The following is a 13243-nucleotide window of genomic DNA, read 5'->3' as shown; positions in this document are numbered from 1 at the left end:
TATGGTAGTAGGAGACGCTTCACTAGATATTGATACATTGGTCATTGGTGCAGGTCCTGGTGGGTATGTGGCGGCAATTCGTGCCGCCCAGCTCGGCCAAAAAGTCCTCATCGTGGATAAATCGGAACTCGGCGGTGTATGTTTGAACCGTGGATGTATTCCTTCTAAAGCCTTGATCGCTGCTGCGCATCAATTTGAATCCGCACAGCATGGTGAAGTTTTCGGCGTTACAGCTGAGAATGTTAAAGTGGATTTTGCCAAAACTCAAGAATTCAAGAACAGCGTAGTTAAAAAAATGACTAGCGGTGTGACTAGCTTGATGAAGGGCAACAAAATTGAAGTATTTAACGGCGAGTGCATGTTTATCAGCGACACAGAAGCACGTGTGTTCAATGATCATGAATCTCCACGTTACCGCTTCAAACACTGCATCATTGCTACAGGTTCCCGTCCAATTGAACTTAAACCTTTCCCATTCGGCGGACGTATTCTGTCTTCGACTGAAGCTCTGGAACTTCCAGAAATTCCGAAGAGCATGATCGTAATCGGTGGTGGATACATCGGTGCCGAGCTTGGTCAAATGTACTCTAAATTTGGCACTAAAGTAACAATTATCGAAGGTTTGGATACTGTACTTCCAGGCTTCGATAAAGATATGACTCGTCTTGTTGCGAAAAACATGGCTAAAACTGGCATCGAAATCGTAACTAACGCTAAAGCTGAAAGTGCTGTTCAGAACGACAAAGAAGTAACCGTGAAATACTCTGTTGGTGGCGAGTCCAAAGAAGTTACAGCAGATTACTTGCTTGTAACTGTAGGTCGTCGTCCTAACACTGACGGTGAACTTGGTCTGGATCTGATCGGTCTTGAGCTCGACGAGCGCGGATTGATCAAAGTTGATCACCAAGGACGCACAAGCATTCCTACCATCTTCGCTATCGGCGACGTTGTTCCAGGTCTTGCTTTGGCTCACAAGGCTTCTTACGAAGGTAAAATCGCTGCTGAAGCAATTGCAGGACTTACATCTGTTGTTGACTACAAAGTCATCCCAGCTGTTGTATTTACAGATCCTGAGTGTTCAAGCGTTGGTTTGACTGAAAAAGAAGCAAAAGACAAAGGCTACAAAGTGAAAAGCGGCAAATTCCCATTCGCAGGAAATGGTCGCGCAGTATCTTTGAACAGCCCAGAAGGCTTCATCAAAATTGTTGCTAACTCCGAGAACAATTTGGTACTGGGAGCTCAAATCGTTGGTATCGAAGCTTCTAACTTGATCGCTGAACTTGGTTTGGCAATCGAAATGGGCGCAACGCTTGAAGATATCGCTTTGACTATTCATGCGCATCCAACCCTTGGCGAAATCGTCATGGAAGCTGCTGAATTGGTTGAAGGTCACCCAATTCATGTAATGAAATAATTTTTCTCCAAAAATTGCTCTAGCAGGCAACAGAAAGGCGGACGCAAATGCGTTCCGCCTTTTTTTGTGTTTTCCACTTTTTTGAAAAGAGATATACTGGGAGGAAGAGCAATTACTTAATCTGTATTTTATAAATATAGGGAGGTTCAATGATGAGAGCTGATAAATTAAAGCCTGGAGATGAGCTGCGTATTATCTCTCCTTCCAGAAGTTTGTCATTAATCGATGCTCAGCAAAGGAAAATCGCTAAAGAGCAGCTTGAACGGTTAGGTTTTCGGATATCCATTTCAACAAATTCTTTTGAGACGGATGATTTTGTTTCCTCTTCTATTGATTCGAGAATTGAGGATTTGCACGAAGCTTTTTTAGACCCCAAAGTGAAAGGAATATTAACGACCATTGGGGGCTTCAATAGTAACCAGCTCCTGCGTTATATAGATTATTCAATCATTGCAGAGAATCCAAAGCGTTTATGTGGTTATTCGGATATTACTGCACTAAGTAATGCGATTTATGCTCAGACAGGATTAGTTACATACTCCGGACCGCATTTTTCCACATTTGCGATGCTCCACGATAATGAATATACCATCGAATATTTCCGCAAGCTGATGATGGACAATAAAGAAATTCTAGTGCAGCCTTCCAGGCATTGGAGTGATGATGAGTGGTATCTGGATCAGGAAAACCGGATATTTATTAAAAATGAAGGTCCGTTCATTATCAATGATGGGGAAGCGAAAGGAACGATTATTGGTGGCAATTTATGCACTTTAAATCTTTTGCAGGGAACAGAGTATATGCCAAGTTTAAAAAATTCTATCTTGTTCATTGAGGATGATTATGAGTCAGCACCTGCAACCTTTGATCGAGATCTGCAATCCCTAATTCATCAGCCTGAGTTTGAAGAGGCCAAAGGGTTGGTGATCGGCAGATTCCAAAAAGAATCACGTATGTCCATGAAGCTGCTGACCACAATTATCCGCTCAAAAGAAGAATTATCCGATATTCCTGTGATTGCAGACGTGGACTTTGGACATACATCGCCGATGATTACCTTTCCTGTGGGTGGACAAGCAAGCCTTCGGGCTTATGGGGCAAGAGTGGAGCTTAGGATAGCGGAGTAGAGATACAATTGCTGAATCAATCCTTTATAATTGAATAGGTAACCCGATTATTAAATATATTTAAAAATTATCTTACCTTCTACAAAAATCGGATTTTTCAGATATAATATATGAGGTGAAATATTACGGAGGTGCAATACATTGACGAATGAGTTAGAACAAACCTATTTGAATTTTTTACAATATATTTTGGATCATGGTGTGAAAAAAGAAGATCGTACAGGAACTGGTACAATAAGTGTATTTGGTTATCAGATGCGATTTGATTTATCAAAAGGCTTCCCGCTGTTTACAACAAAACGTACACCGTTTCGCTTAATTGCAAGTGAGTTATTGTGGTTTATTAAAGGCGATACCAACATTCGTTATTTATTGAAAAATAATAATCATATTTGGGATGAATGGGCTTTTAAAAGATGGGTTGAATCGGACGAATATGCAGGCCCGGATATGACAGACTTCGGGAATCGTTGTTTAGTTGATGAAGATTTTAATCAATTATATCAAGCAGAGATGAAAGCATTCTGTGATCGTGTCTTAGAAGATGATGAGTTTGCTGCGAAATATGGCGAGCTAGGAAACGTTTACGGTAAGCAATGGCGGAATTGGACATCTTCAACTGGCGAATCAATTGACCAATTACAAGACGTTATTCATCAGATCAAAACAAATCCTGATTCTCGGCGTTTAATTGTCAGCGCATGGAACCCGGAAGATGTTATAAATGCTGGGACGAAAGGAAGCAAAGCAGCGTTACCGCCCTGCCACGTTATGTTCCAGTTCTACGTTGCAAATGGTAAACTAAGCTGTCACTTGCTGCAACGCAGTGCGGACTCTTTTCTCGGGGCAAACTTCAATATTCCATCTTACTCCTTACTTACACATTTAATCGCATACGAATGTGGGCTAGAAGTAGGCGAGTTTGTATACAGCATTAGTGATGCGCATATCTATTCAAACCATGTTGAGCAAGTGAAAGAGCAATTATCAAGAGAATTAAGAGCATTACCTACACTGGTTATTAATTCACAGAAGAAATCAATTTTTGATATTGAACTGGAAGATCTGGTCATTGAGGGGTACAATCCGCATCCTTCGATAAAAGCGCCGATCGCAGTATAACGTAATTGTAAATGAAGATTCGCAAATATAATTTTTGGCAATATAGTTTTTTACTTTAGTATGGAGGAAGGAGAGAACTTCATGAGTATTAGCTTAATATGGGCAATGGGTGCCAATCATGTCATAGGAAAAGATAACGATATGCCTTGGCATTTGCCGCTGGATTTTGCTTATTTCAAAGCAGAAACATTGGGCAAAAGAATGCTAATGGGCCGCAAAACATGGGATTCGCTCGGAGGCAAGCCCTTGAAGGGCAGAACGAGCCTAATTCTAACTAGGGATACTGATTATTCAGCTGAAGGTGCAGAGGTTCTACACACGCTTGAAGAGGCTCTCAGTGAGGGTAGAAAAGAAGATGAGCTGATGGTAATCGGTGGTGCGGAAATTTACCGGTTGATGTTGCCGTATGCTGACAAGTTGATGTTGACGCAGATCGAACAGGATTTTGAAGGAGATACCCGGTTTCCTGAGATTGACTGGAGGATGTGGAAAGAGGTCTCCAATATCAAGGGAATTCGTGATGAGAAGAATCCGTATGATTACCGTTTCCTTGTTTATGAACGTACGGAATAGCAATAAAACGTTTTCTCTGACATAACATGTGAAATAGTACAAATAATCAGTAGATTTATCCATTACTGTGCAAAAGTGATGAATGTTACTATAATTAAAATTAGAAATGATTATGTATAGGTATAGAATAGAATGTGCAGGTACTTCATTGCGTTGCTGACAACCATACGAAGCCGCAATATGCTACAATGTACTATACTTCAACACGAAGAGAACGGATGGGGGAAACGTAAACATGTCTACACCTACAGGTTTTATGGAGTATAAACGGCAGCTCCCAGGTGATCGGGATCCTGAGCAGCGGGTAAAGGACTGGGAAGAATTCCACCATCATTTATCCGAGGACGAGCTTCGGACACAGGGCGCACGTTGTATGGATTGCGGAACCCCCTATTGCCATACAGGTATTGATATGGCTGGCGGGACCTCAGGTTGTCCAGTACACAATTTAATTCCGGAATGGAATAACTTGGTGTATCGTGGACTCTGGAAAGAAGCACTGGAACGTCTGCATAAGACAAACAACTTTCCTGAATTCACAGGCAGTATTTGTCCCGCTCCCTGTGAAGGCTCTTGCACAGTGGGCTTGATCGGACAGCCGGTAACCATCAAAACAATTGAACTTGCGATCGTTGATAAGGGTTTTGAAGAGGGCTGGGTTGTACCTAATCCTCCGGAGAAACGGACTGGCAAAAAAATTGCAATCGTAGGCTCTGGACCTGCTGGACTTGCCGCAGCAGCACAGCTTAACAAGGCTGGACATTCTGTAACTGTATTTGAGCGCAGTGACCGCATTGGCGGACTGCTGACATATGGAATACCTACTATGAAGCTTGATAAAAAAGTTGTACAACGTCGTGTAGATTTGCTGGCTGCTGAAGGGATTAACTTCGTAGTGAACACTGAGATTGGTAAAGACATTCCGGCTCAGCAGCTTGTTGATGAGTATGATGCGGTCGTTCTGTGTGGTGGAGCTACTAAAGCACGCCGTTTCAACATTGAAGGCAGTGAGCTTAAGGGCGTTATGTATGCCATGGATTATTTAAATGGCACGATCAAGAGTTACTTGAATTCCAATCTGGAGGATGGTAACTATGTATCCGCTGAAGGTAAAGATGTAATCGTCTTGGGTGGCGGGGATACAGGATCTGACTGTGTTGCCACAGCGCTTCGTCATGGCTGCGGCAGTATCACTCAATTTGGTACACATGAAAAAGCGCCTCTGCAACGGGATCCGATTGCTAATCCTTGGCCACAATTTCCGAATGTGTACAGCTTGGATTATGCGCAAGAAGAAGCGAAAGCTATTTTTGGCGATGATCCGCGTGAATTCTCTATCATGACCACTAAATTTGTTGGGGATGAAGAGGGGAACTTGAAGGAGCTTCATACGGTGCAGATCCGCCGGATCGTGGATGAGACAGGTCGTAAAATCTACCAGCCCGTTCCTGGAACGGAAGCTGTATATCCTGCTCAACTCGCTCTCATCGCTATTGGTTTCGATGGACCGGAGCAAGATATTGTTGAGGAGCTTAACCTGGAGACTGATCGTCGTACCAATGTGAAAGCACGTTACGGCAAATTCAATACGAATGTGGATAAAGTGTTTGCTGCGGGCGATATGCGTCGTGGTCAAAGCTTGGTGGTCTGGGCCATCAACGAAGGTCGCGAAGCTGCACGTGAAGTGGATAAATACCTGATGGGCTCAAGCGTTCTTGTCTAGGCATTAATTCAAGAAGCCGTTTCAAAAGCAGTTTACCTGCTGGAGAAGCGGCTTCTTTTTGGAGCCGACGCTTGACGGAAATATTATTTTCATATAGATTTAATACAATATTTAAATGACAAAAGCATTGACCAAGGACTTACGATCCTAGTAGCGTTAGAACAGAGAGGGAACTCACCGGCTGAAAGGTTCCTCAAATACGTGTGGATGGTATCCTGCCTGGGTAGCTGCAGCTTATAACCGCTGCCGGAATCGGCCGTTATTCGATCGAGGATCGCCAAATCAAGTGTAGACTATGTACGGGCTGGCGGTTAAATAAGGGTGGTATCACGACACATTCGTCCCTGACGAATGTGTCTTTTTGCGTTTAGAGCGTTCATTTTTTAGGGAGGGTATAAATATGCGTCAAAGTAATCTTTTATTAACAACTCTGCGTGAGGCACCTTCAGAGGCGGAGACAAGCAGTCATCAACTACTGCTGCGTGCGGGATATATCCGCCAATTAGCAGCGGGTGTGTATACTTATTTACCGCTTGGAAGACGTGTTTTACGGAAAATAGAAGCGATTGTGCGGCATGAGATGGATGTCTCTGGGGCTCAGGAGGTATTGATGCCATCTATGCAGCCTGCGGAGCTCTGGAAAGAATCAGGCCGGTATGAGGTATACGGTAAGGAGCTGATGACGCTGCGGGATCGTCATGAGCGGGAATTCATACTAGGTCCTACACATGAGGAAGTAGTAACCACACTCGTACGGAATGAGATCAGCTCCTATCGAAAGCTTCCTATTACCGTATATCAGATTCAGACCAAGTTCCGAGATGAACGCCGACCACGTTTTGGACTGCTGAGAGGCAGAGAGTTTTTGATGAAGGATGCTTACTCTTTTGACACAAACCTGGAAGGTCTAGATAAATCATATATCCAAATGTTCGAGGCTTATCACCGGGTATTGGAGCGATGTGGATTGAAATTCCGTGCTGTCCATGCGGATTCCGGTGCGATTGGAGGCGAGGGTGGCAGTCATGAATTTATGGCGCTGGCTGATATTGGGGAGGATACGATTGCTGCATGCACCGTTTGTGATTATGCGGCCAATCTGGAACAGGCAGAGTCCGTGCGGCCTGTAAAAAATGAAGTTGTCATACAAGTACCGGAGATAGAGAAATTCCTCACTCCTGATTTGCGCACAATTGAGCAACTAGAGCAGGAGCTAGATATCCGGCCAGACCAGATTATCAAAACATTAATCTATGAAGGTGACGGACAGATTTTTGCTGTACTGGTCCGGGGTGATCATGAAGTCAATGAAATAAAGGTAAGTAAATATTTAGGAACGAATGAGATTAAGCTTGCTGACTACGAGTCTGTGAAATCCTTAGCGGGCGTTGAAAGTGGATTTGTAGGACCTGTAGGCTTAACGCTTACTGTCCTAGCAGATGCGGCAGTAGCTGATATGACTCAAGGGATTACAGGGGCGGGAGAAAAAGATTATCACTTCCGTAATGTCGTACCCGGCAGAGATTTTTCGCTTGGGCATGTGGGGGATTTTCGGAATGTAGCAGAAGGTGAAGTTTGTCCGCATTGTTTGGAGGGTATTTTGCATTTTCATCAAGGGATTGAAGTGGGTCATGTCTTCAAATTAGGTACTAAATACAGTGAAAAGCTAGGCGCTTCTTACTTAGATTCTTCAGGCAAAAGTCAACCTATGATTATGGGCTGTTACGGAATTGGTATCTCACGGCTTTTATCCGCTATTGCTGAACAGCATCATGATGAGGATGGATTAATGTGGCCAGCAGCATTGGCACCTTATCAGGTTCATATCTTGATAATGTCCGTCAAGGATAGTGAGCAGCGGACGGTTGCCGAAGGTCTCTATGATCAACTAACCAAGCTTGGTATTGAGACGCTGATTGATGATAGGGATGAACGCGCTGGCGTGAAATTTAAAGATTCAAGCTTGATCGGGATACCTCTATCAATAGTTGTGGGCAAGGAAGCATCACAGGGAAGAGTAGAGTATCTGAACCGAAACACAGCGGGGAAAGAAGTCTTAGAAATTATGGAAGCTGTGTCTCGGATCAAACAATTCTATTCACAGCTGATATAAATGATCTTTTTTCATTTAATGGGAATGCCAATGATCAGGGCAGGAGAGTGTTGCTGGTAATTTTGTGAGAGTATTGCCTTTTGCCGCATTGATCTGTGCCTGAGTGAGAAAGAGAGCTTCTGCTAAATTAGCACCTCTGAGGTCAGTATCGCGAAAGTCTGCCCCAATAAGGTCTGCACCTCTGAGATCAGCGTCCCTAAGGTCTGCGGCTATTAAATAGGCTCCTCTCAAATTGGCGCCTCTGAGATCGGCTCCTTTGAGCTTAGCTCCCATAAGGTCGGCACCTCGACTGAAATTCTTCGCTGATTTTTTTAGTTTACGGCGAGCCTCAGTTCGTACAAGCTCACTGACCTGCAACAGTAACATATTGATTTTTGCTCGATGAGCGGCAACATCCACTTTTGCAAGTGCTTCAGGATTAAGTAAAGTGAGCTGTTCCGTTTCATCGAGAGCTGTTTGCAGCTCCGTATGGATTGTACGGGTTATTTCTAAGTTTAAAGATTCATGTAAATACCAGAGCAGCTCGTGCAAATGCCACATGATCGGAAATACCTCGAACATTTGCTTCGCAGTTTTCGGATTTTTCCTCCAGTCTTCTCCAGCATAAGTGACTTGAGAAATCTTTTGCCCAGCTCCAAAACAGTCATAGACCGTGCAACCACGGTAGCCTAATTCTCTTAGCTCTGTATGTACACCACAGCGAAAGTCCGACTGTAGATTGTGACATGGCTGTCCAGCGTCTTTGTCTCTAGCGAAATCTATGGAAGCAGCAAAAGGCAATGCGGCACAACACAAGCCAAAGCACTGCTCACAATCCGCCTTCAGGGCAGAGAGCCTTCGATCAGAAAAAGGTTCAGTAAATCTGTGATTCTCATACAAGGTTTGTTTCCCTCCGATATATGAATACGCTTATACCAACTTATTTTAAATCAAACGAAAGATTATGAAAAGTCCGGTCGATTAAAAAAAACTGAGGTTAATGTTATAATAGAGTACTGGACCTATTTTGGACTTAAGAACGAGAAGGTAAGGAGCGAATGTTTTTGAAGACACTTATTATTGCGGAGAAACCGGACATGGGGCGGAATATCGCCGCCGCAATAGAACCAAAGGCTAAAAATTACCGTTCCTATCTTGAAGGGGAGCAGTACATTATTACATGGGCAATAGGGCATCTAATCGGATTGGCTGAGCCGGATGCATATGATGTGAAATACAAAAAATGGAATATTAATGATCTTCCCATTATTCCGGACCAATTCAAGCTAGTTCCTAATGCGCGCACCATTGATCAGCTGAAGGTAATCGGAGAGCTGGCTAAACGAAGCGATCTGCTAGTAAATTCTTGTGATGCCGGGCGAGAAGGCCAGCATATATTTTCGCTCATTCAGCGGCATTTGAAGCTTGAACATCCTGTGAAGCGGCTGTGGATTTCCGATTTGACACCAGAGACAATCCGCAAAGGCTTTCAAGAGCTAAAGGATGGGGCGGAGTACGAGAATCTAACCAAAGCAGCAAAAGCGCGCAGTGAAGCCGATTGGTTAATCGGTATGAACGGGTCACGTGCATTTACTACGAAACATAATGTGCTGCTGTCGGTGGGGAGAGTTCAGACCCCAGTACTTGCACTTATTTATGATCGCCAGAAGACGATTGAGGCGTTCTCATCCCTTAAGTTTTTTGAGGTGGAGGGCCATTTTACACAAAATGAAATGACCTATAAAGGCATGTGGCAGGGTGACCGGCTGACTGATGGTGAGAAGGCGGAGGCGCTGGCTGCCAAGGTCAAAGGAAAACCGGGACGTATTGAATCTTATGAGGTTAAGGAAACGAAAGAGTACCCGAATAAACTGTATGATTTAACGCTGTTGCAGCGGGAGGCGAATGGGAAGTACGCTTTTTCCGCTAAAAAAACACTCGATATCGCACAAGCCTTATATGAAAAGCATAAGGTGATATCCTATCCGCGGACGAATTCTAACTATGTTACAGAACAAAATATTCCGGAGATGCATAAGACTTTATCTGCGCTCCAAGGGACGGCTTATGATGAATGGGTGAAGGGCGCGAATCGTAATCTCGTTCATAAAGGAAACAAATTTATCTGCAATCCCTCCAAGGTAGAGGATCACCATGCGATTTTGCCTACATATCGGAAAGCAACAGGGCTTAGTGCGGATGAGGGAAAGCTGTATGATTTGATTGTGCGGCGCTTTTTGTCACAGTTCTATCCGGCTGCGGAATATAAAGTGCATACGGTTATGACTGATGTAGAGGACGAAAAGTTCAAAACTACTGTTAAGGAATTATTAAGTCTCGGTTGGAAGGTAATTTACGCGGACCAGAAAAAAGATAAAGCGAAGTCGTCCAAGGGAAAAAACAAGGATGATGAGGAAGACGAAGAGATTGAAGTGAATGAACCGTTCGCAATCGCTCCGGCAGATGAGGTGATCTGTAGTGACGCAATCGTTAAAGAGAAAGATACACAGCCGCCAAAACACTATACGGAAGGCACGCTGCTTAGAGCGATGGAAAGTGCCGGAAAGCAGATTGAAGACGAAGAGCTTCGGGATGCTATGAAGGATTCAGGGCTGGGTACTCCCGCCACCCGTGCTGCAACCATTGAACGGCTTAAGAATGTCGGATACATTGAAATGCAAGGCAAAAAAATCGCCATCACGCAAAAAGGACGAACGGCTATTGAACTGATACGTGGAGCGGGCATCGAGCTGTTGACTTCACCTGAAATGACCGGCCAGTGGGAACGTCGCTTGAACGAAATATCAAGAGGAACGGCGTCGGACGGACAATTTATGGAGAATGTAAAAAGATTTGCCTGCATGATCGTGGACAAGGTTCGTGTGCAGTCTCGGGCGTCCAAAACTTCTTTTGAAGGGGAAACTCCTTCTGTGAACACAGGGGCTAAAGGTCGGAGTGGTGGAGGTACATCTCGTAAAACCAGCGATAAACCTGCCGCGCCAAGAAAACGTAAACCAGCTAACGAAGAAGAATCAGCAAATTCAGGTCCGAAAATTATCGGAAACTGCCCGCGTCCTGGCTGTGGCGGGATGATTTTTATGGGTAAAAAAGGCTACGGCTGCTCTCATTACAAAGAAGGCTGCAAGTTCGTGATCTGGAAAGAGAACCACGGGCGTACCCTTACAGATACACAAGTAAAGGCATTAATTGAAAAGGGCCGTACGGGTAAGCTGAAGCTTGCGAGCGAAGACGGCACCCCGCTGGAAGGTAAACTTGTGCTTAATAATATGGATACGGGTCAATTAACAGTGGAGTCATAGTCTAACTGGAAGTTTATATGGATCATGGGTGGATTACATCACATTTGCATGTACGAAGCCGCTAGCGGACACAGATGACCCAAAACGCGGGATACGTCCTTTTTGGACTGCTATCGGACCGCATAGTCGTTATTGGCATGAAAAGGGCTATATATGCACCGCTTGCGGGAGAATAGCAGCACTGGAGTCCGCAAACTTGCTCCAACGGCAATAAATTCGCCAATAGCTTCAGCTGGGTCCGTAGTCAAGACTATTAGTCGGACTCGCCGTATATGGGATATGGTTTCGGTGACAGCTGTGCTTGACCATATCTTTTCCACATAAAATTCATTAGTTAAAGAGTGTAGGACATACCTATCTTAAACGGGATGTAGTAACTTGTGCAGACAAGATATTATGATTACGTAGGGGGCTGATCTTCACTCTTTTTCTATCCTGCGGGATAAATCCAGAGGTTACATTTTGATAGGGCATTATAGTCACTACTAGAATGGAAGGAAGGATGACAACATGGGAATGCGTGGATATTACTTTGCTATGGATGACAACCTAGTGCAGCAAATTGTTACAGGCGACATTGCATTGAATAGCTTGAAAATAGATGATTATCCCGGACTGGACATTGATAGATCCTGGGAGGCGATTCACTACTTGCTTTGTGGAGTTATTTCCGATGGAGATGCCCCTCTTAGTTATGTTGTTCCGCTGACATCAGACAAAGGCATCGATTTTGGCTCATTCGGGGCGTTTTCCTTACGTGCCAAGCAAGTTGCAGAAGCGCATCAGGTTATTTCCGAGCTGGATGAAGCGCAGCTCCGCTTGCGGTATGATTTCCCGGCCATGGTTAAGGAAGAAGTATATCCTCTTGAACCTGATATTGTTTCAGACGAGGATAAGGATGCGTTCTTTGCCTACCTGCTACAGCATTTTAACGAAATCCGGCGCTTCTACAGCCAAACTGTAGCCGAGGGCAAAGGTCTCATCTTTTATATTTTCTGATTCTAACCAAAAGACGACACACGTCTCCTGATTCCATTGAGCGCGATAAAAAATAGAACCTTTGTCAATGAAGATTATGATGATTTGTGAAATAAATGACCAATTACGGGAAACGGTAGGTACAATTAATCCAATGAGACGAAGAGGGGGAAACGAAAATGAAGACGATCAAGTGTATGATGGACCACCTGTACTGGGCGGACGCACAAATCTTAGAAGCGCTCGAGGAGAGTGAGATGAAGAACAAGGACCTTCTGAAGCTGGTTCGGCATGTCGCGGTTGCGGAACGAGTCTGGCTGTCCCGATTGCAGGGCAAGGGTAGTGCGCAATATTCGTTGTGGGAGGAAGCAGAGGACCTGACGGCGATCCGAACGGAGTTCGAAGAAAACGCCGAGAAATATCGTGTGTATATCGAAGGGCTCGAGGAATCTGATTTGGACGTGAGGGTCGATTATGCGAACCAGAACGGAGTCCCGTTTCAAACGTCCGTCCGGGATATCTTGTCGCAGGTCATTTTACATGGGCAATATCACCGGGGACAGATCAACCGGGCACTTCGGACGGAATTGGCAGAACCTGTCCAAGTCGATTACATCACGTTCGCCAGACTCTAACAGGGCCTAATCATCACCATTACCCGGAATGAGATGGGCTTTGAACTCCTCCGAAATGATTTAGTTTACTCATGCAGGCTCATGAATTCGTAGGATTTTACCCTTTAGCTAAATGTGAGATAAGAAGGAAATTGAGGAGGCGGTGGCTTGGAACAACTGTAAGGGCATGTGATTTTCACTCCCATGTCTCAACGGGGCCGAGCCCTTTTGTTTAATGCCTCCCGAACTCCATGCTTCTTGTCCATCCTGCGAATGCATG

General features: G+C 44.4%; 10 protein-coding genes. 9 read left to right on the top strand and 1 reads right to left on the bottom strand.

What is annotated here, in order from left to right:
* Position 1: 1 nt before the first annotated feature.
* The 6 genes from lpdA (at position 2) to MHB56_RS01275 (ending at position 8072) form a co-directional block, all read left to right on the top strand.
* Positions 2-1414 carry a dihydrolipoyl dehydrogenase gene (lpdA, locus tag MHB56_RS01300; RefSeq protein WP_036687684.1) on the top strand — a complete coding sequence of 471 codons (1413 nt, stop codon included), beginning with the start codon at positions 2-4 and terminating at the stop codon, positions 1412-1414.
* Positions 1415-1566: 152 nt separating this feature from the next.
* The gene (locus tag MHB56_RS01295) at positions 1567-2541 is read left to right on the top strand and encodes a S66 family peptidase (RefSeq protein ID WP_076302607.1); all 975 of its coding nucleotides are present in this window, start codon (positions 1567-1569) and stop codon (positions 2539-2541) included.
* A 141-nt stretch (positions 2542-2682) separates the two neighbouring features.
* On the top strand, positions 2683-3663 hold the full coding sequence (locus tag MHB56_RS01290; RefSeq protein ID WP_076184426.1) for a thymidylate synthase: 981 nt from the start codon (positions 2683-2685) through the stop codon (positions 3661-3663).
* A gap of 81 nt (positions 3664-3744) precedes the next feature.
* Positions 3745-4236, top strand: coding sequence for a dihydrofolate reductase (locus MHB56_RS01285; protein WP_076130027.1), 492 nt, complete (start codon positions 3745-3747; stop codon positions 4234-4236).
* Positions 4237-4471: 235 nt separating this feature from the next.
* Positions 4472-5959, top strand: a complete 1488-nt coding sequence (locus MHB56_RS01280; protein ID WP_076130028.1) for a glutamate synthase subunit beta — start codon at positions 4472-4474, stop codon at positions 5957-5959.
* Positions 5960-6359: 400 nt separating this feature from the next.
* On the top strand, positions 6360-8072 hold the full coding sequence (locus tag MHB56_RS01275) for a proline--tRNA ligase (protein ID WP_280753125.1): 1713 nt from the start codon (positions 6360-6362) through the stop codon (positions 8070-8072).
* A gap of 15 nt (positions 8073-8087) precedes the next feature.
* Here MHB56_RS01275 and MHB56_RS01270 read toward each other — a convergent pair whose 3' ends face one another.
* The gene (locus MHB56_RS01270; protein WP_076130030.1) at positions 8088-8951 is read right to left on the bottom strand and encodes a pentapeptide repeat-containing protein; all 864 of its coding nucleotides are present in this window, start codon (positions 8949-8951) and stop codon (positions 8088-8090) included.
* A gap of 164 nt (positions 8952-9115) precedes the next feature.
* Between MHB56_RS01270 and MHB56_RS01265 the strand changes: the two genes are divergently transcribed.
* The 3 genes from MHB56_RS01265 (at position 9116) to MHB56_RS01255 (ending at position 12984) form a co-directional block, all read left to right on the top strand.
* Complete coding sequence (locus MHB56_RS01265; protein ID WP_339187284.1) at positions 9116-11371, top strand: type IA DNA topoisomerase; 2256 nt, start codon at positions 9116-9118, stop codon at positions 11369-11371.
* A 510-nt stretch (positions 11372-11881) separates the two neighbouring features.
* Positions 11882-12370, top strand: coding sequence for a YfbM family protein (locus MHB56_RS01260; protein WP_076130031.1), 489 nt, complete (start codon positions 11882-11884; stop codon positions 12368-12370).
* A 158-nt stretch (positions 12371-12528) separates the two neighbouring features.
* Complete coding sequence (locus tag MHB56_RS01255) at positions 12529-12984, top strand: DinB family protein (protein ID WP_341143164.1); 456 nt, start codon at positions 12529-12531, stop codon at positions 12982-12984.
* Positions 12985-13243 lie beyond the last annotated feature (259 nt).

The sequence above is a fragment of the Paenibacillus sp. FSL H8-0315 genome (assembly GCF_038005365.1).
In the GTDB taxonomy this organism is placed as follows: Bacteria; Bacillota; Bacilli; order Paenibacillales; family Paenibacillaceae; genus Paenibacillus_AQ; species Paenibacillus_AQ odorifer.
Note: the sequence above shows the minus strand (reverse complement) of the source record. Positions and strands in the feature narration are given on the sequence as shown.